We start from the raw sequence: 21,987 nt of genomic DNA, 5'->3' as shown, positions 1-21,987 counted from the left end.
AGAGATCGAGCATGGTGGAGGATGGAGAGCGACCAGGATGTGCTTCCGCGGAGGTCTAGTTCCTCACGACGCGCCACCGGTTGTCGGCAGTGCCGTCGTCCGAGTCCTGGACTGCGAACGCACCCACAGCGGTGGAGTTGTTCGCGATGGCGAGCAACTTGCCGCTGTTCTCGTTGCGGATCTTGTAGGTTCCGTCTGCCTGGTCGACCAGCGTCCATCGGTGGTCGGCGGTGCCGTTGTCCGACCACTGCAGGACGGTCGCGCCGGCTGCCGTGGACATGCCCTGGACGCCGAGCACCTTGCCGCTGTGAGCATTGCGGAAGCGGACCGCGTTTCCGTCGGTGATCATGTGCCAGTCGTGGTCGGCGGTGCCGTTGTCCGACCACTGCAGAGCGCGGCCACCGTCGGCCGTGGACATGTTCTGGATGCCCAGCACGAGACCGCTGCCCACGTTGACCAGACGGAAGGTGCCGCTGGCGTTCCAGTAGACGGTGTAGTTGTGGCCGTGCGCGTCGTGGAACGGGCCCAGGTTGACGGTGGAGCCGTTGGCGGTGGCAGTGAAGGCGAGCGAACTGCTGCTGGTTCGTGTGATCGAGGCCGTGTTCAGCGTCGGGAGGGAGCTGAGCGAGGAGTCACCGTAGTTGCCGGACAGGACCACCGGGCCGTAGGTGATCGCGGCGACGTTCGCGTTGTCGTTGGCCGCTCGCATGACGATCCGCATGGGCAGGCGGACGGTGACCGTGTCGCCGGAGACCCACGAGCGACTCAGGGTCGCGTAGCCGCCGGGGGTGGTGCTGACGTTCTGCGCGACGCCGTTGACGCTGATGGTGGCCCCGGTGGTCCAGCCCGGGATGCGGATGCGCATCGCCCAGGTTCCGCTGACGTTGCCGGTGACCTGCAGGGTCGTGGTGTCGCTGACGGGGTACGACGTGGTCTGGGTGACCGTGATTCCGCGCTCCGACCAGGTGAGCACCGAGGGCACGAACAGGTTCACGATCAGCGTGTTGTCACTGCGGAAATAGATGGAGTCCATCAGCCTGGTGTGCATCTCCAGGCCCGTGCCCTGGCAGCACCAGAAGGTGCCGTAGTCGGTGCTCCAGGTGCCGCCGCCCCACGCCGGGCCCACCCCGCGTCGGCCTCCCGGGTTGAGCGGAGTGAAGTAGGTGACGTGGCCGTGGTCGTCGGCCGGGTTCTGCTGGCCGATCATCTGGTTGAGCCACGCCCGCTCGTAGTAGTCGAACAGCGCGACCCGGTTCGGGTCCAGCGCGAACAGCTCCCGGGTGAGGGTGAGCATGTTGAAGGTGTTGCAGCTTTCGCACGTGTCCTTGTTCAGGTAGCCGGCGATGGCGTTCGGGGCGCGGAAGTGCTCCGCCTGGCTGTTGCCGCCGATGGCGTAGGTGTGCGCGTTGACGGTGAGGTTCCAGGCGTTGGTGGCGATGTCCCGGTACCGGGTCGTGCCGGTGGCCTTGTACTCCCGGGCGGCCCCGATCCACTTGGGCACCTGGGTATTGGCGTGCAGTCCACCCAGCTGGTCCTGGCCGGACGCCAGGGGGTCGAACACCGCGGCGTGGTCGAACCGCTGGGCGACGGTGAGCCACCGCGCGTCGCCTGTCTGCTGGTAGAGGTCGGTCAGCACGGTGTTCATGCCGCCGAACTCGGTCTGCAGCATGGCCTGCATCTGCTGGCCGCTCAGCCTGCCGGTGCGCCGGTCGACCCATCCGGCCAGGGCGAGCAGCACGTCACGGGCCTGTGTGCTGCCGATGTGACGCCACACGTCCAGCAGGCCGGCGAGGGTCTTGTGGATGGTGTAGTACGGCACATTGCCGTTGCTCAGGGTCCGCTGCTCGAGAGCGGTGAAGTCGGACTCGGGGTAGCCGGAGAGGTACCCGGCGTTGAAACCGGCGGCGCCGTTGTTGGCCTGGCATTTCGCTAGCTCCGCGACCATGTAGGTGGCCTTGTCCCGGCAGACGGTGTCCCCGGTCACGGCGTACAGCTGTGCCCAGGCCGTGAGGAAGTGCCCTTGGATGTGGGTGCGGAAGGGGAAGTTCGGTGCGTCCCAGCCGCCGGTGGCGGCGGCGCCGTTGGTGGAGAGCCGGTGGTTGGCGCGGAAGTTGTACAGCAGCCGGTCGACATCGACGAACCGCAGATAGTTCCGCGTTCGGTTCTGGTTGTCCAGCCACCGGCTTGCGGTGAGCCGGACCTGGCCGAGTTCGAAGGGGTGCGCCAAGACCCCTATGTCGGCCCTTGCGGGAGGAACGGCCGCCTGCGCGGGAGATGCGCCCATGAAGGATCCCGTGGCAGATGCGGCGACCGTGGCCCCGGCTACTTGCAGCAGGCGCCGTCTGCTGACGAAGGAAGACATCTTGCACCTTTCGATGACGAGAGAGCGATTGCTTGGTCGTTGACACCTTGGTGCGGTTGACCAGGACGAAGTCGCCCCCGGCCTGCGGGCGCAACTGCCACTGCTGGCTCGTCCGGCCGTCGGCGGTCATCTGTACGACCGCCGCGCCGTCCGCCGTCGAGGACCGCCTTGTCGAGCACCTTGCCGCTGCGGACACAGGCGATGGTGTGGTAGCCGTCCCTGTGGACTGGAAGGCCCACTGCTGGTTCGACGCGCCGGTGTCGGGCCACCGGTTGACGGCGGCGCCATCCGCGTTCGACGCACGGTGGACGTCGGCGACCGTGCCGTTGCGCACGCTGACGCACGTGTGGACCCTGGTGGGCGCCCTGGTGTGCCGTTCGGGTTGTAGGTGCAGAGGCCGACCCGGTCACCGCGGTGTCCGCCCCAGGTGAGCTGGTAGGTGCCGCCGAACGAGGGAAAGACGCTTCCGCCGAGGCTGCAGGAGAACCGGCTGACCCTGTCGACGTCCCAAGCTGTTCATCCGGTTCCGGTTCAACTCCGGTCCGGTCCGGGTGACATCGTCGACCGCGCCGCCGAGCGTGCGCCGGATGCAGTCCCAGTCGCTGAAGTCGCCCGGGAGGATGGGATTGACGTAGGTGCCGTCGCCCTGGTCGCCCCATGTGCCGGCCGGAGGTACGCCCGCCGCCGCTCTGCTCGGGGGCAGCAGGCCCGGCAGCACGGGCGCCCCGGCGCCGACCGCGGCGAGCCGGCCGAGCTGTCGGCTGGTGATGTCCAAGAACCGTCCTTTTCCAGAAGTCATCGCGTGGACGGGCGGTTTCCCCACGCGAAACACCGCCTGGACCTCAAGGGCGTCGAGGTCCGGTGTCCAGGCGGTGGGGTTGGGGAAGGGCTCGCGCCTGGAAAGCGCGCGGTTCGGGGCATGGGGGGTGGGTTCCTTCCGGAGGCGGGACCGCTCTCGCACGCGATGACCGATATTCCGAACGTAGGTCGAATTGCCGGACGGGGTCGGCGCCGAACGTAAAGGGTTTCCCGTGCGGAAGTCAATGTGTGTGACAGTGCGGCTTCTTCGATATCCGGGCGGCGCGAAATGCACCGAACGGTACTCGTCGGAAACATTGACGGAACCACGGCCCAAACCTATCTTCTGCTCGAAGTTCCGCAGGTTGTTCGCCATGTCGAACAATCGCACCCTCGTCACGGCGATCGGCCCAGCGGACCGGCCGACACCACCAACTGGACGGGGAACACGATCGGTTTCGCCCGGAGCACTGACCGGGTGAACTGGACGTTCCTCCGGCGCCGTCGGCCTGGAGTCCTGTCGCTGCCGGAGCCCGCGCCGGGCCGGGGACGGCAGCGACAGGTGGGCAGTCGGGCAGTGTTGCGCACAGTCACCGGCGGGAGTACAGACGCCCGTCCGACCAGAGCAGGTCCGCGCGGCCCCAGCGGGCCGCCGCGCGTACATCGGGGAAGAACCCGCACCCCTTGTCGTTGGCACTGGTGTTGCACAGCACCGGTACGCCGCTGAGCCGCTCGTACTCCGTGAGCACCGTCGCCAGCAGCGGGTTGTCGCGCTCGGTCACGGTCTGCAGCCGGGCCGTGCCGTCGAGGTGGACGACGGCCGGGATCTTTTCGTGCCACCCGGGGCGCACCGCGTGATCGAAGAGCATGTACGGGTCCGGACAGCCGGGGGAGAAGATCCCGGGTGCCCGGTGTTCCAGGCAGATGGGGGCGACCGGACGGTAGTCGGCGCGGTCCTTGATGACGTTGAGCCGGTCCTTCGTCTTGGGGTCGGTGGCCGGGGCGAGGATGCTGCGGGCGCCGAGCGCGCGGGGCCCCAGCTCGGCCCGGCCGTTGAGGACCACGACCGGCTCCGCGGTCTCGTGGAGCACCTTGGCGAGCCCGGCGGCGTCGCATGGCTCCCATGTCCACCCCGGCACGTCGGTCACCGGCAGCAGCCGGGGGCCGCGGAACACGTCCCAGTCCAGGGCGGTTCTGCTCTCCTGACACACCATTTCCGCGACCGCCGTGCCGATCGCGGCGCCGGAGTCGTTCGGAAATGGCGGAATCCATACCTCGCGGAAGAGACCGCTGGACCTGATCAGACTGTTCCACTTGATGTTGAGGGCGCACCCGCCCGACAGGCACAGATTAGGGCTGCGTACGTCAGGCGCGAGTTCCGCCACGCGCTCGCGCAGCGCGGTCAGCAGCCTGGCGCCGAGATAGCCCTGGAACGTTGCGATGAAGTCGGCGTCCGAGCCGCCCGGCCATACCGCGGCACGGTGGTCGCGGCACCACTCGGCCAACTCGATCCCGGTGTCGAACGTGAGTGGAATGCGGTCCAGTCGGGTGGCGAAAACTCGGTACAGGTCCGGCTCGTCCCGTCCCAGGGCGGCATACGCCATCGCCTTGCCGGCCACATCGAGGTTCCGGGGTACTGCGGCGTTGCTGACCTCCTGTGCGTCCTGTCGCGCCGCCGCCGCCGCCGCGGAGCGGAACGGGTCCCACTGGGCGCAGTAGTCGGCGAAGGCGTTTCCGTAGACGGGGAAGAGGGGCCCCAGGCTCCGGACCCGGAACGGGGCGGTGTCCACCCGGTACAGCCGGGGGACGGTGCCGCCGTCCCAGACCATCGCCAGTGCGGACTCGCCGCGGGCGGCGAACGGGCTGGTGCAGTAGGCGCCGAGCACATGCTGCGTCACGTGATGGTAGCTGGCGTACCGGACGACGCTGTCGCCCAGCGGCATGCCGTCGAACTCGTAGCGGCTCAGTGCCGGCCCGGCGGGGCCGTCCTCCTCGCTGTACGGCGCGACCTCGAGCGCCAAGGGCCGCCCGTGGTTCGTGACTTCCCGCAGCACCGGTGCGGGCTCGCCCGGTGCCGCCATCCACCCGTCGACGACGAAGGCATCGATGTCGCGCAGTCTCACGCCCTGCCCGGCCAGGACTTCCTCGACGACCTCCAACCGATCCAGCGGCTGGAAGCGCGGATTGCCGTCCAGTTTCTCCATCTCGATGCTGCACAACAACGTGCCGTCCTCGATGACGGCAACCCCGCCGTCATGGGTGAGCTTCAGCCCGCAGATCAGCATTGCTTACAGTCTCTCTTCTCTGAGGTGTTTCGTCTGAGCATGCACGCCTCATCGGCGAGGAGGCGGGTCACGGGATGGTCAGGCCTCACTCAAGAACGGGTCACGAATTCCCCGTTTTCCGAGAATCTGGGCAGCGGGCCGCTTCAGGGTGCTGAACTGCGATGACATGATGAGCGGGAGCCTGTAGCGGTGTGCCCGTGAGCAGGTACTTAAAGTTTCGGAACTGCCGGATTCGTCCGACTGGCCGAATACCGTGACCCGGATTTCGTGCTGTTCCGAGCCCATTTCTGTGGCGGTTGAAGGGCCTGGTTTAGGCTGCCCGGCAGGCTCCGGGAAACCCTGGCGCTTTCTGGTACGGCACTTCGAATCCGACAGCAGGAAGGTGTGGGACCCGACATGACGACAAGCGACGTCGCAAGCCTCTACGAGGAATTTCCCTTCCCGTCCCCGGCCGAGGACGCTCCGCTCATGGACATGATCGCCGACCAACTCCCCTTCGTTCTGCGCGACTCGGAACTGGAGGGCTGGGAGGTGCTCGACGCCGGGTGCGGAACCGGCTCCATCCTGCTGGCACTCGCCCGGCGTTACCCCCGGGCCCGGTTCACGGGGGTGGACGCCTGCCGCCGCTCCATCGAGATCGCGCGGCGGAGCGCCGAGTGGTACGGGATCACCAACGTCGAACTCGTGCACGGCAGCATGCCCGAACTGGATCTGCGGCGCCGGTTCGACCTCGTGGTCTGCTGCGGAGTCCTGCACCATCTCCCCTCGCCGCGGGCCGGGTTGCAGTGGCTCACCGAGCACATGGCGGACGACGGATTGATCCATCTGTGGCTGTACGACGCGGTCGGTGAACACAGCCGGATGCTGGACCGGGAGCTCGTGCAACTGCTCACGCCGTCCGGCAGCCACCAGGACGGGCTCGCCACCATCCGTGACCTCGGACTCGAACTGTCCCTCGCGGACTATGGCTTCCCCGTCGGCTGGACCGGTACCCCGCTCAGCGCGGCCGAACAGGACGTCGCGGACGCCGACGCCTACCTCAACCCTGTTGTCCTGCCGATGCGCTTCGCCGACATGCCCGAGTTGTTCGCGGGCCTGCCCGTGACCTGGCTGGCCGCGGACCGGGTCTACCACCCGGGCGGCATCGGCCTCGTCGATCTCGCGGGCAAACGAGCGGAAACCGACGGTGGCGCAGTGTTCGTACGCCCCGAGGACCTCGTCGACCGACCGGCCCTGCGGGACCGCATCCGCGAGCTGGGGAACCTCGACCGTTTGCGGCTGATCGAGTTGCGGCTGCGGCCGACCGGCTTCGAGGTCATCGCGGGTCGGGGCGCCGGACTCGACCGCTGCGTACCCCGTATCGCGGGCAATCTGCTGCCGTTCGGCGACGGACCGGGGCCCGGCGTCCGCTGAGCGCCGAGCACTCGGATCGGGCTCGCTCCGCGCCGCATCAGACATGAGGAGTGGCGACGGGGTCTTCCAGCAGAGCGCGAGTGTGGGCGGCGGCCCGCATGCCGGTTTCGACGGCGCCGTCCATCCACAGGGCGTTGAAGCTGGTGGAGGTGTCGCCTCCGGCGAAGGCGATGCGGCCTTCGGGGGCGCTGATGGCGGGCCCGTGTGTGGTGAGCCAGCCGGGGCGGTAGGCGATCCAGGTGCCGCGCGCGTAAGGGTCGTGGTTCCAGTCGTGGCTGTGCACCGCTGTGACACGGGCCGCGGGCGCGTAGGCGGCCAGGGCCTTTTGTGCCCCGCCCAGCGTGTACAGGTCGGGGGAGGCCACGGGGTCGCCGAAGCCGGTGAGCAGGCTGCCCTGGTCGGTGACCCTTTCGGTGCGGATCCACTGGAATCCGTCCGGGCTGCCTGCGGCGAAGAAGTGCGGCTCGGGCAGTCCCTCGGCCAGCAGCCAGACCTTGGCGAAGTGACCGGCGTGCCCCTGGGAGGTGACGGCCTGCTTCGCGGGGTGCAGGGCCGGGTGGAAGTCGATGCCCCGCCAGCAGTTCAGCGGAGTGGCGACGATCGCGGTGCGAGCGAGGAATCGCTCGGCGGCCTCGGTGATGACCTCCACGTGGTCGGCGGTCCGGGTGGCACGGCGAACGGGTGAGGAGAGGTGGACCTCGGCGCCGGCGTCGGCGATGAGGGCGTCCAGGAGGGCCTTCGTCCCGTCACGGAAGCTGTCGAGGACATCGAGGGCCAGCGTCTGCTGCGCGAACGGGGTGTAGCGGGTGGCGATCTCGCCGAGGAGGTACAGGGCGGAGATCTCGTCGGCGGGGGCCCCGTAGTGCACCGACGCCTGTTGACTGAGGGTGGCGAGCGCTGGGGCGGACAGGCCGAGCGTGGTCAGGTACTGCCGGACCGACACGTCGAGGGGACGGGTGCGGTCGGGGTCGTGGAGGTGGGGGTGGGCGGCCTGGGCGGTTTCGGTGATGCGCCGGACGGCCTCATCGATTTCGGCGCCGTAGCCGGGAGGCAGGGCCTGCGGGTCGGTGTGGCGAACACCGTCGACGACCAGGCTGCTGACGGTCGTGCTGGGGCTCTGGACGACGGGCAGTCGATAGCGATCGGCTTCGGCGTAGATGTGGCGGAAGGTGTCACGGCGGCCCAGCCACATGCCGCCGAGGTCGACAGGTGTGCCGGTGTCGGGGAAGGTGCTGGTCCAGGTGCGTCCCCCGAGGCGGTCGCGCGCTTCCAGCAGCACCACGGAGTGCCCTGCTGTCCCCAGTTCGCGGGCGGCGGTGGCGCCGGAGATGCCACCGCCGATGATGATCACGTCGTGCATGCGTGCTCCTGAAGGGTCGGCCGAGGTTCAGGCGTGCGGTGCGAAGCGGCTCGGTTGCCTCGCCGGGGGTCAGGGTGCGGCCTCGGCGGCCACCGCGGCGGTGATCCGGTCCCAGGCCAGTCGCACATGCCGCTGCTCCGTGCACGGCGCGCCGATGGCCATGCGCAGCAGGACCCGGCCGCCGGCCTTGGTGTGGGTGAGGTACAGGTCGCCGGAGTCGTTGAGCCGTTGCATCACCCGCAGGGTGGCGGCGTCCGCCTCGGTGTCGGGCAGCTGAGGCCACAGCGGGCGGAAGCAGACCAGGCCCAGCGGGTGGTGCGGGTGCAGGTGGAATGCCGTGTCGGCCTCGATCCACCCCGCCAGCTGCCGCGCCAGGCCGATGCCGCTGCGGATGTGAGCCCGCAGCCCCTGCGCGCCGTACCAGCGGATCACCGACCACAGCTTGAGCGCTCGGAAGCGGCGGCCGAGCGGGATCTGCCAGTCGCGGTAGTCGATGACCTCGCCCGAGGCGGTGGCCTGGTTGCGCAGGTACTCGGGGAGGACCGAGAGCGCGCCCACCAGCGGTGCGCGGTCGGCCACCCACAGCGCGGTGCAGTCGAAGTTGGTGAGCATCCACTTGTGCGGGTTGGTGACGTAGGAGTCGGCGTACTGAGCCAGTCCGTCGTTGAGCCACCGCAGTTCCGGGCACACCGCCGCCACGCCCGCATAGGCGGCGTCCACGTGCAGCCAGACGTTGTTGCGGCGGCACACCGCGCCGATCTCGGGCACCGGGTCGATCGCGGTGGTGGAGGTGGTGCCGACGGTTGCGCATACCAGCAGCGGAACGGCGCCGGCCGCGCGGTCCTGGGCGATCATCCTCTCCAGGCAGGCCGGGTCCATCGCCAGGCTCCGCTGATCGACGTCCACCACCCGCACGGCAGCCGTGCCGATTCCACAGATCCGTGCGGCTTTTTCCAGCGAGGAGTGGGTCTGTGAGCTGGTGTAGATCGTGTACCGCGCGGTGATGCCGTCCCGCCCCGGCTTCCCACCGCCGGCTCGGTGCAGCGCCGCGACGACCGCCACCAGCGAAGCACTGGACGCCGAGTCCTGGATGACGCCGTTGCCCCGGAACGTGTCCGGCAGCCCCAGCAGCTGCACCAGCCAGTCCATCACACGGGTCTCGAGCTCGGTGCAGGCCGGACTGGTCGCCCACAGCATGCCCTGAACGCCCAGCCCGGACGAGAGAAGGTCGCCCAGAATCGCCGGGCCGCTGGCGTTGGCCGGGAAGTACGCAAAGAACGAAGGATGCTGCCAGTGCGTGACGCCCGGCAGCAGCACCCGGTCCAGGTCCGCCAGCACCCCCTCGAACCCCTCGCCGGTCTCCGGTGGGCTCTGCGGCAGTGCCTCCAGCACTTCACCCGGTGCGACCCCCGATCTCACCGGGTACGACTCGATCTTCTCCTGGTAGGCGGCGATCCGGTCGATCACCTGCCGACCGTAACGACGGAACTCATCCGGCGTCATATGCCCACGCACGTCACTGTTTCCCGACACCGTACTCCAAATGGCCTGGCGCACATTCGCGGCCCGCCTCCCGTCAGAGGCCGGAAGGTTTTTCATTTCATAGCGCTCGGCAACCTCCGCGCGAATGACCGCGGTTCTCCAGTCAAGCAGGGATGGCGCGAAACCCGGGTCCGGGGCGGTGAAGTTCACTCTATTCGGTCGACTGATGAGGAAGTCGGATCGCCGACGTGAGATCCTTCCAGCGAGCGCCCTGAGCGGGAAATATATTCGTTCGCAAGGACCTGAAACCAGTGGAACGGGGTCGGCGGCCAGCCATGAGTCGTGCGAGTGAGCACCATGTGCATGCGGGTGGGCGACTTGATGAGCCCTGCACCCGGCGCAGGAAAGAAATTGCGGAGGCGATCCGCAGGGCGGGCGGGCTCAACTCGCACCCGGTGACTTACAGCGCCGAGGAAGACCTGCTGTGGGCCACGATGGCGTCGAGGCTCAACGCCCTTCACCCCCGCGTCGCCAGTTCGCGCTACCTCCGGGCCAAGGAGCGACTGCCGCTGCCCGTCACCCACACGCCCAGGATCGACGACCTCGGGCAACGCCTCGACAGCCTCACGGGGTTCCGGCTGCTCCCGGTCGACGGGCTGGCCCCGGCCAAGGAGTTCTACGGGCGCTTCGCCGACGACATCTTCTCGACGACCATGTACCTGCGCTGCCCCAGCCGGCCCCACTACAGCCCTGAGCCCGACATGCTGCACGAGCTTGTCGGGCACGTCGTCATGCTGGCCGACCCGCTGTTCGCCGATCTTTACCGGCTGTTCGGCAAAGTCGCGAACAACGTCACCAGCGAGCAGGAACTCCAGGCAATCAGCCAGGTCTTCTGGTTCACGATGGAGACAGGGCTTGTGCAGGAGGACGGCCGGGCCAAAGCGTACGGGGCGGCTCTCCTGTCGTCGAGCGGAGAACTCGCCAAGATCGACACCTGTCGGGTCGAGAAATTCTCCATTCAGAGAATGATCGAATCGGATTACGACATCTCCACTTATCAAGGCAAGCTGTTCATCGCACAATCCATCGATGAGATGGCTGACGAGATCCGCTCCTTCTTGGCGCGTGCTTGAAATAAAACATCTACGGGTAAGGCTGGGGTGTCGGTGGCGGCTGGCCGTCAAAGGTGAATTCCAATTCGGCTTCATGGTCGATGCGTGGCGGGAGGTGGTGGCGAACCGATGATCATCACGAATGTCGGAAGTCGGTCACACGATGGCGGAGCACATGTTCACGATCCAGCTGCGGTGCGGCTGGTGGAGATCACCCTGGGGTTCTGGATTGGGCAGGCCGTGGGCGCGTTCGCACGCCTGGGTATCGCGGACGCATTCGCCGGCAGGCAGCGGACCGCGGACGATCTGGCAGCCCGAAGCGACTGCGATCCCCAAGGACTGCTCCGGTTGCTGAGATCGCTGACCGGTGTCGGGGTCGTCCGTGAGGTCTCGCCCGGCGTCTTCGCCCTCGACGAACTGGGGCAGCATCTGCGCACCGACCATCCCCAGTCCATGCGAGACCTCGCGGTGCTGCAGAGCGAGCCGTGGATGTGGCGCGTCTTCGAGCAGCTCCAGCATGCGGTCACCACCGGCGCCGCCCCCATCAAGAACGTCCTCGGGACCGACCATTACTGGACCTGGCTGCACGGCCGGCCTGAGGCGCGGCTTGTGTTCGACGCCGGGATGGTGTCGGTGGCCAAGGCTCTCCAGATCCCCACCGCGCTCTCCTATGACTACCGGGAGGTACGCCGGATCGTCGACGTCGGCGGCGGCCTGGGACAGGTGCTGACCGCCATCCTCACCGCACACCCGCACATCAGCGGCACGCTGTTCGACCAGCCGGCCACCGTCCCCGACGCCCGGCGGGCGCTCGCGGACGCGGGGCTGGCGGAGCGTTGTGCCGTGGTGGGGGGTGACATGTTCCAGGCCGTGCCCGAGGGTGGCGACACCTATCTGCTGTCGTTCGTGCTGATGGACTGGGACGACGAACGCGCGGTGCGGCTGTTGCGCAATGTGGCCGCGGCCCTCCCCGCCTACGGACGGGTCCTGGTCCTCGACTGTCTGGTGGACCGCGGCACCGACGCCAGCTCGTCGGGGCACCGCTTCCACATGGGCCGCACGGTCGACCTGTTCCAGATGTGCATGGGAAGTGCCCGGGTCCGCAGCCGCGCGGAGTTCGAAGACCTCTACGCCGACGCTGGGCTGCGGCTTCATGCGCTCCACCTGCCCCAGGCCCCGGTCAGCCTGATGGAGGTAACCCTCGCTTGAGAGGGTGCTCGGTTCACCTGTCGATGTTCGCTGGCTGAGCGGGAAACACCGCCGACGACTTGTGTCGCACCGGATGCGGCTCATGAGACTCCGTGATTGCATGGACTCACTGAGCACGGAGCGTGTTCGCTTGCGTGCGGACCGTGATTTCCTGGTTCGCGTCGCCCCCACGTAGCCCATGGAAAGGTACCGTCATGGTTGCCACCGCGATCCTGCACAAGTCTCACCGCGTCTTCGACGCGATCGACGAGGACGGCAACGGCGTCATCACCGCGGACGACTTCGAGCGCATTGCTGAGCGCCTCGTCCGGTCGTTCGACGAGGCGTCGCCGGCCGCCGCCGAAGTCCGCAACACCTACACCAAGTGCTGGCAGAGGCTCGCTGAGCTGGCCGACAGCGACGGCGACGGCCAGGTCACGAAGCAGGAGTTCGAGACGGCCTTCGCCGACGCTCAGCAGAACAGGTTCATGCAGGTCATCGACGAGGCCCTCGACGCCGAATTCAACCTCGCGGACGCCGATGGGGACGGCGTCCTCAGCCGTGACGAGGTCAGCCGCATGCTGCGCGCTTACGGCGTGCCGCAGTCCGACATGAACCAGGCCGTCGCGGGGCTGGACCAGGACGGTGACGGACAGGTGTCCCGCACCGAGTACCGCACGGCGATGCGCGAGTACTACCTCAGCGACGACCCCGCCGCGCCGAGCACCCCGATCTTCGGCCGCATCCGCGGCTGACCTGCTGCCGCAGCGACACACGGGCGCCCGCCCGGCCTCTGGCCGGGCGGGCGCCCGGACGTGCGGGAAGCGGGCCGGCGCACCCTGGGTCGCCGGATGCCCGGATGGGACGTACGAGGGTCGACTCCCGTCCATCACCGGCCACGATCCTCGACCCAGACGATGAAACGGGACACTTCGGCGTCGTCGTCCGAGTGCGTCTTCACGGGCCACGCGCTTACGGATCAGCAGGCCGGCGGCGGCCGACCGGTCGAAGAACTCGGTCGTGCTGGTGGTGTCGGCCACCGCCGGCCGTGCGGTCTTCCGCAGCTCCTCGCGCGCGAGGTTCGGCGAGCGCCCGGTGAACGGAGGCGACCGCGGGGGTGCTGTCCGGGTTCCTGCCAGTCTTGGTGGTCAGTTTTTTCACGATCTCCGGGACGGCGGCGCAGCGGGCCTTCAGTGCGAGGGCCAGCGGGAAGGAGTCGTCGCGATGAGCGACGCGGGTCATGAGTCAGAGTGGTTCGTGTCGGCGGTCAAGTATTGCTCCCCTGGTCGACGGCTTGAGGGCCGTAGTTCCCCACGCGGAGGCTGTCGACGAGGGCGTTCGGCTCAGAAAGCACGTGGGGGCGGACTCTCACGAGTTCGAATCTCATACCCGCCGCAGCTACCGCGCCCGGATCACGGGCCGTGTGCTGGAGGCGGCGTGCGGTGCGGTGCTGTCGGTACGCCGCTGTCGGCCGGCGCCCGCTGTGATGCGTCGCCGGCTGCGGGGCTGATCCCGGGCTGCGGGCCCTCACCCTCGGCTGTCTCGCCGGACCGTACCGCCATTTCGCTCTCTGTCGCTGTCCAGGCGGCGCAGTACAGCAGCAGCCTGGCCATGAGGTTGATCCACAACACAACGGCGACCGGCACGGCGAAAGCGCCGTACATGCTCTTCCCCGCGACACCCTGCAGATAGCCGGTCAGCAACCACTTGAGCAGTTCGAAGCCGACCGCACCGATCAGACCGGCCACCACGACCGCACGCCGACGGGGATGCACCCGCGCCAGCCGGGTAAGCAGGTAGACCAGCAGCAGGAAATCGACCAGCAGGGCGATGGCCAGACCCGCGAAGAACAGCAGGGCCCGTCCCACCCCGCCCTCCATCCCGACCTTGTCGGCGGCCCAGCCAACCGCGATATTCGCGAACACCGAACTGCCGATCGCGAGGAGCCCGACCACGCCGAGACCGACCAGCACCCCGGTGTCCTTGATCTTCAGCAGGATCGGATTCCCCGGGTCCTGTTCCTCCTCCCACACCGCGCGCAGGCACCCGCGCAGGGCGCCGACCCAGTTGACCCCGATCACGAGCAGCAGCATGCCCGCGATGAGGCCGACGGCTCCGGCATGCGCGACGAGACTGTCCAGGTCCAGCAGGTCCGAAAGGCCCGGCGCCTGGTCGGCGATCTTGTCCTGGAGTTTCCCGAGCTGGTCCTCGCTCAGCAGCTTGGCGCCGATCGCCGCGCCCACGGTGATCAGCGGAAAGAGGGCGACGAAACTCGTGAAGGCGATGGCGGCTGCGAGCCGTGCCCAGTGGACCGTGACCAGCCGCTCGAACGCCCGCCACACGTGCGTACGCCTCAGCCGTGCGATGCCAGGCAGCCTCGGCAGCCAATCCATGAAGAACACCTACTCCCAGCGTACCCAGGGCGAGAGCGGAGGCATCCAGCAGCGAAGCCCCTGCACGAGGCGCCAGGACCCTCCGCACCTCGCGGCGCAGCGGACGCGCTGTGGCCGTGCCGACCCGGTCGCCCGCGCTCCCAGGTGTACTTGGACTTGTGGCAGGAGCCGTTGTCGGTCAGCACGGGTTCGATGGCGATGCCGTGGTCCCGAAGAACTCCTGGGCCCACGGCCAGAAGGCAGCGGCGGTGTGCTCGTGCTGTCGGACCGGGATGCGGTGCACGGTCGAGGCCGACAGGCCAGTGATCGATACGCCCTAGGCGTGTGCGCGGTTGTGCCGGAGGGGGGCTCCTGCCTGGTGGAGGCTGGTGAGTGCCTGTCGGTAGGAGGCGACCAGCCCGGTCTCCAGGTAGTCCACGCCCAGCTCCTCGCAGTGGTGCCGGACGAGGGTCCGGGCCTTGCGCAGGTTGGGGCTGGGCATGCTGGGGAAGAGGTGATGTTCGATCTGGTGGTTCAGCCCGCCCAGTGCGATGTCGGTGAACCAGCCGCCGTTCACGTTGCGTGAGGTGAGCACCTGACGGCGCAGGAAGTCCGGACGGTCCCCGCTCTTGATGATCGGCATGCCCTTGTGGTTGGGAGCGAAGAGGGAACCGAGGTAGAGCCCGAACAGGCCCTGGTGGACGGCGAGGAAGGCGATCGCCATGCCGGGCGGCAGGACCCAGAACAGGGCCGTCAGGAACGCCACGCAGTGCGCGGACAACAGGACGCCGTCGAGCACCCGGTGCTTGAGCGAGCGGTTGGCGACCGCCCTCCCGCTCGACACGTGCAGGTTCAAGCCCTCCAGCGTGAGGAGGGGAAAGAACAGGAACGCCTGCCAGCGGCCGATGAGGCGGGGGAGTCCCGTGGCGGCGCGGGCCTGGTCCTGGGACCAGACCAGCAGGTTGGGGTCGACGTCGGGGTCGAGGTCCTCATTGTTGGGGTTGGCGTGGTGACGGGTGTGCTTGTCCTGCCACCAGCCGTACCCCATCCCGATGCTCGCTCCGGCGATCCGTCCGGACACCTCGCTGGCCCGGCGTCGGCGGAACACCTGACGATGGGCCACGTCATGGGCGACCAGGGCCACTTGTCCGAAGACGATGGCGAGGAAGGCGGCGACCGCCAGCGTCCACCAGGAGCGGCCGACGAGTGCGAAGGCGATCCATCCGGTGGCGTAGAGCCCGCCCACCGCGGTGATCCGGAACGTGTAATAGCCGGGGCGGCGCCCCAGCAGTCCGGCATCCGCGATCTTTCTCGACAGCCGGGCGAAGTCGCTGCCGGAGCTTTCGGAACGAGGGGCGTGGACCGTGACACTGGTCATGGTGTGAAACTCTCTGCGAGGTGGGCCGGTGGCCTTGGAGCCGCCCTGGGAGCCTTTGAGACCGGTGGTGGCGGACACCGCACCGAACGGCGCGTCCGCGGGGTCAGCCGGCCGTACCACAAGCCCTCGGAACGAGCCGGGTTCCCCACCGGGCGGATCTCACTCGGTCGCGGTCGGGGTCTTCACGACCGGTCCTTCTGCTGGTGACGGGTGATGCCGGAGACGCGGGAGGAAGAGCGGGTGGTGTGGCCGGTGCGGTGGTGATCACGGGCTTCTCTCTGACGAGTCGGTGGGTGAGGCGTGGTTCGGCTCAGGCGAGCCGACGGGCGGCGCGGCGGTTCGGGGTGGGCCGGCGGACCTCGGTCACCCAGCCGAGGCGTTCGAGGAGACGGGTCGTGGCAGCCGATGGCGTGATCCGCCCCCCGGTCGGCACCGTGTCGTGTGCTGGTGGGTCGGGCACGACAGGCTCCTCGGCCTCGGGGCGGGGGGCCTTTCCCCTTCTCTCTCCTGGCCGAGGCGAGAACTCCCGGAGGGCGCCGCCGATTGATCGGCTGCTGCCGTGGCCATGGGAGTCCCCGCTCGTGGGGCGAAGCAGAGAGAGCGGGAAAGGAGGGCGTACGCGGCGGTTGCCGGTCTGCGGTGACCGCCGGTTGTGGCAGTGCTCGTCCGGACCGGGAGGGGGGACGGCGGGGCGGCGGCGGATGCGGGAACCGTCCCGGGCGATGAGCCACCGATGGGCACCGGGGGTGCGCCGGTCGTTACCGGCGTGCTTGGTGCCCTCGGTCTCCTCAGTCTACTCCTCGGAGAGTGAAAGTGGAGTCACGGTCCGTGACGACCTTCGTTCGGAAGACCCCGCCCGGGCCGTCACCCGTCGACGGTTCCCGGGAGTTGAACGCCACGCTCCTTACGACGGCGGCATGCGCAGGCCGAGGAGGGCCACGTCGTCGGAGCTGCCGGGAGGCATGCGGGCGAGCACCTGGTCGCACAGCGCGTCCAGTGGTTCCTGGGCGAGCGCGAGGGCGTCCCGGCGCAGCCGGCTCAGGCCCGTGTCGAGGTCGCTGCCCGGAGTCTCGATCAGGCCGTCGGTGTACAGCAGCAGGGTGGAGCCCAGCGGCAGGGGCTCTGTGGCGTTCGGCCGGCTCGCGTCGGCGACCGGGCCGGCACCGAGGAGGAGTCCTTGGCCGGCCTCCAGGTAGCGCGCCGTTCCGTCCGTGGTGAGCAGAAGGGGAGGCGGATGTCCCGCGCTGGTCCACCGGAGCGTCCACGGCCCGGTGTCCGGGTCGCCTTCGACCTGGGCGAGGACCAGGGTGGCCAGCGGGACGGTGGTGATGACGGGCATGGCGGCGTCGAGACGGCCGACGACGGCACCGGGCGGACCGGTGTGGTCCCAGGCCAGCGAGCGCAGGATGCCGTGCAGTTGCGCCATTCCGGCCGCCGCCGTCAGATCGTGGCCCACGACATCGCCGATGACCAGCGCGAGCGTGCCGTCCTTCAGCGCGAACGCGTCGTACCAGTCGCCGCCGACCTGGGAGCCGGCGGGGGCGGGCTGGTAGCGGGCGGCCAGCCGGAGACGGCCGTGCCGGGGCAGCGGTGCGAGCAGGTTGCGCTGCATGGCCTCGGCGACGGCACGCTGACGGCCGAACCGGCGGGCGTTGTCGATCACCAGGCCGACCCGGCGACCGATGTCGCCCACCACCTCCAGGTCAGCGGGGTCGAAGGGATGTACGGGGTCGGTGCGCACCACCGTCAGCGCCCCGGTGATCCCTCGTTCGGCGCCGAGTGGCACCGTGACGGCGGACGTCGCGCCGATGGCCCTCAGGAAGTCGGTGTGGAAGGAGTCCAAGGACGACTCGCCGCCGCTCGGCGCGGTGGCTTCCACCGGTCCCTGGAGTACGGGATCACCGCCGGTCAGTACCTGGACCAAGGGCGAGCCCCCCACCACATCGTCCTCGGGGAGACGCTCCTGCCGGCCCTCGAATGCGGCTTCCCGGCCCCCGGGACCGGTCACCGCCACACGCTGAACCTCCCCGGTACCGGTCCGGAGATCCACTGCCGCCCAGTCGGCGAGGCGGGGTACCAGCAGGAGGCCCAGACGGGCCAGAGCCTCGTCGGTCTCCAACGTCTGCCCGAGTATGTCCGTGATCTCCGCGACCAGGGTCAGTCGCTCGGTGAGATCCTCCAGCGCACGGGTGCGGGCCGTTCGTTCCCGACGGACGCCGCGCTCCCCGGTGGCATCCGTGAACAGGACGGCCATGCCTGTGACGGAGCCGCTGTCCGTCAAGGGCGAGACGGTCCAGGCGATCTTCACCAGGCGGCCGTCTCCCCGCCGCCGGCAACCGCCGCCCTCCCCGCGTGCCGCGCTCCTCCCGCCCAGCGCTCGGAGCAGTCGGCACTGATCCTGCGGAAGACTGCCACCGTCCGCGTCCCCGTGCAGCAGATCGTGTACGTCCTCACCACGCATCGCCTCGGCGGTGCGCCCCACCAGCTGCTCGGCCGCCGGGTTGACCGCGACGACGCGTCCAGCGGTGTCCGCCACGATCAGGGCCACGCCGAGCCGGCCGACGACCTGCCACCAGAAATCCCGCTCGGCCGCGAACCGCCATACCTCGTCTTCCGCCTCACTGAGCACCGGATCCTCCACCAGGTCGCCTCTCTTCGATGCTCTCCCGGCCCGTGTCCGCCCGCACGGTGGTACGAGGCACCGGCGGCGCGAGCCGGACCACAGCGCCCTCTGTCCTCCAGTCGTACTCCCCGGGCCCTTCCCGGAGGCCGCTGAGAAGGCGTCCGACCTGCGGTTCCCGAGGCCGGTCGGCCCGTGGCGGCCCTCAGCAGGTCGGATACGCCGCGAGAGGCGCTGGTGTGCGTCGCCCACACAGGGTGGCGTGTGCCCGCAGCGGAGCGGAACGCGCGCCGCGTCCATGGCACCTGGGGCGGTGGTCAGGTGCCTACCTGGACGTGACGGCGACCGTCTCCTTCTCCTCGCACAGTTCCTCCTGCACCGGCTTCGCAAGCTCTGCGTTGAACTGGGCGCCGACCAGAAGAGCCAGGTTGGACAGCCAGAGCCAGACCAGGAAGACCACGACGCCCGCCAGTGAGCCGTACAGGCGGTGATAGGTGCCGACGTGGGAGGTGTAGAAGGCGAAGCCGAGCGAAGCGGCCAGCAGGAGCATCACCGCCAGTGCGCCGCCGGGCGCCATCCTCCTGACGGGGCGGGAGGACGCCGGGCCCGAACGGTACAGGACGAGCACCAGTGCGACGGCGACCACGGCCACGACCGGCCACCGCAGTGTGTACCAGGCGTCCTGCGGCCCGGTACCCAGATGCATCACCCGGCCCAGACGCCGGGCCAGGCTGCCGGTCAGAAACAACGCGAGGGTCGACGTGAGAAGCAGGGAGATCAGGACGAGGGCCGTGGCGAGGACGCGCGGAGCGGTGCGCCAGACCGGCCGGTGCGCGCTGACCTGGTGCATGGCGTGCAACGCCCGGCGGAAGACGCTCAGATAGCTGCATCCCGACCACAGGGCTCCCGCTCCTCCGAAGAAGATCAGCGTCCACGCGGCTGACGACTGTCCGGCCATCTCCCGCAGCGTGCTGCGCAGCAGGACGCGGGACGCGACCGGAGCGGCCTGCGACATGCGGTCGATGATCTCGGGTTTGGCCGTGGGCATGGTCAGACCCAGGATCGAGAGGATCACCAGCAGCAGGGGAAACAGGGCCAGGACCGCGTAATAGGTCAGCGCAGCGGCCCAGTCCGTGACGTCGTCGTTCCAGACGGCCACCGGCGTCCGGCGCAGTGCCGCCCACCATCGAGCCGTGTGACCGTCTCCGTCATCCATGACGCGGATGTTCCCGCCTTCGGGTCAGCGTACGGGGGAAAGGCGGTGATGCCGCCGAAAGGGGGCCTGCCCGGAATTACTCCGGGCAGGCCCCTTTTTTCAGATTTTCGGTGGGGAGCGTGGTCAGCGCTTGAACGCGTCCTTGACCTTTTCCTTGGCCTCGCGGACATCGCCCGTGCTCTTTTCCGCCTGTCCCTCAGCGGCCATCCGGTCGTTGCCGGTGGCGTTCCCCAGGGCTTCCTTGGCCTTGCCCTCCGCCTGCTCGATCTTCGCCTTGGCCTTCTCGTCGGCAGTCATGGAAGAGCACCTCCTGATAGATCTTTCCGCTGTCGCGGTAACCCGCTTGTGCCCCGGCGTTCCTTCCATAAACGAAGGGTCATGTACGAATGACGGAAGATTTGCGGGACAGACGAGCGTGCAGGAGGTTGATAGACATGGTCCCTTTGCTGCTTGTTCTGCTTCTCGCACTGCTCCTCTTCGGCGCCGGGTTCGCCGTCAAGATCCTCTGGTGGGTTGCTGTCGTCGTCCTGGTGCTGTGGCTTCTCGGCTTCGTCATGCGTTCCACCACGGCCGGTGGTGGCCGAGGCCGCTGGTACCGATGGTGATCTGACCCGCACACGTCCCCTCGTCACGGGGCCCGGCCGACATGTCGGCCGGGCCCCGTGCGCGTGCCGGACGCACAGGTGATCGGGGCCGATCCGTAAGCGGTGTCCCCCTGAGCGCCGTGAGGGAGTACGCGGCCCGTATGGGTGCGGGAGAGGAGTAACCGGGCAAACGAAGCCCGTGCGCGCCCATGCGCGAATGGGGGCCGAGGCAGAAAGGGGTGCTCTGGTGAGTGACGCGGATCGGGATGCCGGCGGGCGGCGAATGCTGACCGGGCTGCTGGCCGCCAGCCACCTGATGCCACTGGAGTCGCTGCCGGCGAACACGGCCGAGCACGCGCGGGCGGCGGGTTTCTCCCAGGTGCTGATCTACCTGGGTGACCTGCAGCGCAGGGTGCTTCGGCTGCTGACCGGCAAGGGCCTGGACGCCGGACAGGAAACGGGCGGCGAGGACGCCGAGCTGAGGATGGAGGGCACCCTGGCGGGACGGGCCTACCAGCTCGGTCACATCGTGCCGGGCGATCCGGCGCGGCCCGGACCGGGACGGGGCCGGACGGTGGCCGGGCAGTGGTGGGTGCCGCTGCTGAACGGTGCCGAGCGCCTGGGCGTGCTGCGGGTCACCGCCGAGATGGACGACGAACGGGCCAGGGAGGACATGAGCCGTCTGGCCTCGCTGGTGGCGCTGATCGTGCACAGCAAGCACGGCAGCAGTGACTCCTTCGCCCGTCTGACGCGGAGCGGGCCGATGAACATCGCCGCCGAGATGCAGTGGCACCTGATGCAGCCGCACTCGTATGCGGACGGCCGAGTCGTGATCTCGGCTTCAATGGAACCGGCTTACCAGACCAGCGGGGACGCCTTCGACTACTCCACTGCCGGTGACGTGGTACATCTGGCGATCTTCGACGCCATGGGCCATGACACGGCGGCCGGGCTGAGTGCCAACCTGGCGATGGCCACCTGCCGTAACAGCCGCCGTCATGGGGCCGGGCTGGTGGAGATCACCGAACGGATCGAGGAAGCGCTCATCGAGCAGTACGGGCAGCAGCGCTACGTCACCGGTATCCAGGCCGACCTGGACACCTCCACCGGTGTGCTGTCCTGGGTCAACCGCGGTCACCACCCGCCGATCCTGATCCGCGGCAACCGCGGGCATACGGTTCTCTCCAGCCGCCCCGCCCACCCCATGGGCACCGGCCTGGGCCTGAAGGCCACCGTCTGCCGTGAGCGGCTGGAGCCGGGGGACCGGATCGTGCTGTACACCGACGGCATCACCGAAGCCCGCACAGCCGGCGGCGCCGAGTTCGGCCTGGAGCGGTTCACCGACTTCATCCTGCGCCACCAGGCAGACGGTCTGCCCGTCCCCGAGACCCTGCGCCGCCTCACCCGCGCTGTCCTGCGGCACCATGACGGACGCCTCCGCGACGATGCCACCATCCTGCTGTGCGAATGGCTCGGCCCGGCCGCATCCACCGCCAAGGCAGCGGATCTCGTCGGCATCCACACCCCTCAGCCCCTCCAGCCCGCCTCAGACCCGTACCACGGACAGAAGCGAGCGCCGTGAGCGGTGTCGCCGTGGGTGTCCCGGCAGCCGACCCCGAGCTGTTCGGCGGCCAACCGCCCGACGGTGGACTTGCCGACGCCCATCGGGCCGACCGGGACGACGACAGGACCCGTGCTCATCGGATGTGCAGGTTGTCGAGGTACGACCGCACGTTGCGGCGGGTCTCGGTGACGCTGTCCCCGCCGAACTTCTCCGCCACCGCGTCCGCCAGCACCAGCGCGACCATCGCCTCGGC

At 68.9% G+C, this 21,987-nt stretch carries 17 protein-coding genes and 3 pseudogenes; 6 read left to right on the top strand and 14 right to left on the bottom strand.

From position 1 onward, the window contains the following. Positions 1 to 55: 55 nt before the first annotated feature. From VE614_RS26530 to VE614_RS26515, 4 genes and pseudogenes are all read right to left on the bottom strand, one after another. The gene (locus VE614_RS26530) at positions 56 to 2,362 is read right to left on the bottom strand and encodes a beta-L-arabinofuranosidase domain-containing protein (RefSeq protein WP_324942261.1); all 2,307 of its coding nucleotides are present in this window, start codon (positions 2,360 to 2,362) and stop codon (positions 56 to 58) included. Between the two features lie 76 nt (positions 2,363 to 2,438). Beyond that, positions 2,439 to 2,696 (bottom strand): annotated as a pseudogene (locus tag VE614_RS33810) (RICIN domain-containing protein); the annotation flags it as partial. Positions 2,697 to 2,768: 72 nt separating this feature from the next. Then, positions 2,769 to 3,536 (bottom strand): hypothetical protein, encoded by a 768-nt coding sequence (locus VE614_RS26520; protein WP_324942258.1) that lies wholly within the window; start codon positions 3,534 to 3,536, stop codon positions 2,769 to 2,771. Positions 3,537 to 3,750: 214 nt separating this feature from the next. Then, entirely contained in the window at positions 3,751 to 5,445 is a 1,695-nt protein-coding gene (locus tag VE614_RS26515; protein WP_324942255.1) for a carbamoyltransferase N-terminal domain-containing protein, read from the bottom strand. Positions 5,446 to 5,841: 396 nt separating this feature from the next. On the opposite strand from VE614_RS26515, the gene VE614_RS26510 reads away from it, so the two are divergent. Next, a complete protein-coding gene (locus VE614_RS26510) occupies positions 5,842 to 6,858 on the top strand; it encodes a class I SAM-dependent methyltransferase (protein WP_324942253.1) in 1,017 nt (338 codons plus the stop codon). 37 nt (positions 6,859 to 6,895) lie between these two features. Here the strand turns inward: VE614_RS26510 and VE614_RS26505 are convergent, their stop codons facing one another. Continuing rightward, the gene (locus tag VE614_RS26505; protein ID WP_324942250.1) at positions 6,896 to 8,218 is read right to left on the bottom strand and encodes an NAD(P)/FAD-dependent oxidoreductase; all 1,323 of its coding nucleotides are present in this window, start codon (positions 8,216 to 8,218) and stop codon (positions 6,896 to 6,898) included. A gap of 69 nt (positions 8,219 to 8,287) precedes the next feature. Next, a complete protein-coding gene (locus VE614_RS26500; protein ID WP_324942247.1) occupies positions 8,288 to 9,685 on the bottom strand; it encodes a pyridoxal-dependent decarboxylase in 1,398 nt (465 codons plus the stop codon). Positions 9,686 to 10,035: 350 nt separating this feature from the next. Here VE614_RS26500 and VE614_RS26495 point away from each other — a divergent pair, with 350 nt between their 5' ends. From VE614_RS26495 to VE614_RS26485, 3 genes are all read left to right on the top strand, one after another. Next, positions 10,036 to 10,833, top strand: a complete 798-nt coding sequence (locus VE614_RS26495) for a phenylalanine 4-monooxygenase (protein WP_324942244.1) — start codon at positions 10,036 to 10,038, stop codon at positions 10,831 to 10,833. A 108-nt stretch (positions 10,834 to 10,941) separates the two neighbouring features. Continuing rightward, positions 10,942 to 12,021 carry a methyltransferase gene (locus VE614_RS26490; protein WP_324942241.1) on the top strand — a complete coding sequence of 360 codons (1,080 nt, stop codon included), beginning with the start codon at positions 10,942 to 10,944 and terminating at the stop codon, positions 12,019 to 12,021. 194 nt (positions 12,022 to 12,215) lie between these two features. Continuing rightward, entirely contained in the window at positions 12,216 to 12,755 is a 540-nt protein-coding gene (locus VE614_RS26485; protein WP_324942238.1) for an EF-hand domain-containing protein, read from the top strand. 657 nt (positions 12,756 to 13,412) lie between these two features. Here the strand turns inward: VE614_RS26485 and VE614_RS26480 are convergent. The 6 genes from VE614_RS26480 to VE614_RS26455 all read right to left on the bottom strand — a co-directional run bounded on the left by VE614_RS26480 (position 13,413) and on the right by VE614_RS26455 (position 19,883). Next, positions 13,413 to 14,393 (bottom strand): YihY/virulence factor BrkB family protein, encoded by a 981-nt coding sequence (locus VE614_RS26480; protein ID WP_324942434.1) that lies wholly within the window; start codon positions 14,391 to 14,393, stop codon positions 13,413 to 13,415. 316 nt (positions 14,394 to 14,709) lie between these two features. Then, on the bottom strand, positions 14,710 to 15,750 hold the full coding sequence (locus VE614_RS26475) for an acyl-CoA desaturase (protein ID WP_324942235.1): 1,041 nt from the start codon (positions 15,748 to 15,750) through the stop codon (positions 14,710 to 14,712). A 310-nt stretch (positions 15,751 to 16,060) separates the two neighbouring features. Further along, entirely contained in the window at positions 16,061 to 16,210 is a 150-nt protein-coding gene (locus VE614_RS26470; RefSeq protein WP_324942232.1) for a hypothetical protein, read from the bottom strand. A 444-nt stretch (positions 16,211 to 16,654) separates the two neighbouring features. Further along, positions 16,655 to 18,379, bottom strand: a complete 1,725-nt coding sequence (locus VE614_RS26465) for a SpoIIE family protein phosphatase (protein ID WP_324942229.1) — start codon at positions 18,377 to 18,379, stop codon at positions 16,655 to 16,657. 316 nt (positions 18,380 to 18,695) lie between these two features. Beyond that, on the bottom strand, positions 18,696 to 19,586 hold the full coding sequence (locus VE614_RS26460; protein ID WP_324942226.1) for a YihY/virulence factor BrkB family protein: 891 nt from the start codon (positions 19,584 to 19,586) through the stop codon (positions 18,696 to 18,698). A gap of 123 nt (positions 19,587 to 19,709) precedes the next feature. After that, a complete protein-coding gene (locus VE614_RS26455) occupies positions 19,710 to 19,883 on the bottom strand; it encodes a CsbD family protein (protein ID WP_324942223.1) in 174 nt (57 codons plus the stop codon). 137 nt (positions 19,884 to 20,020) lie between these two features. Here VE614_RS26455 and VE614_RS26450 point away from each other — a divergent pair, with 137 nt between their 5' ends. After that, a complete protein-coding gene (locus tag VE614_RS26450) occupies positions 20,021 to 20,191 on the top strand; it encodes a hydrophobic protein (protein ID WP_324942219.1) in 171 nt (56 codons plus the stop codon). 223 nt (positions 20,192 to 20,414) lie between these two features. Next, positions 20,415 to 21,752, top strand: a complete 1,338-nt coding sequence (locus tag VE614_RS26445) for a PP2C family protein-serine/threonine phosphatase (RefSeq protein WP_324942432.1) — start codon at positions 20,415 to 20,417, stop codon at positions 21,750 to 21,752. 5 nt (positions 21,753 to 21,757) lie between these two features. On the opposite strand, the pseudogene VE614_RS26440 reads toward VE614_RS26445, so the two are convergent. Next, positions 21,758 to 21,868: pseudogene (locus VE614_RS26440) on the bottom strand (shikimate kinase); the annotation flags it as partial. Next, positions 21,868 to 21,987, bottom strand: a pseudogene (locus VE614_RS26435) (chorismate synthase); the annotation flags it as partial. The pseudogenes VE614_RS26440 and VE614_RS26435, both read right to left, overlap by 1 nt.

The organism is Streptomyces sp. (genome assembly GCF_035645055.1).
Lineage (GTDB): Bacteria > Actinomycetota > Actinomycetes > Streptomycetales > Streptomycetaceae > Streptomyces.
Note: the sequence above shows the minus strand (reverse complement) of the source record. Positions and strands in the feature narration are given on the sequence as shown.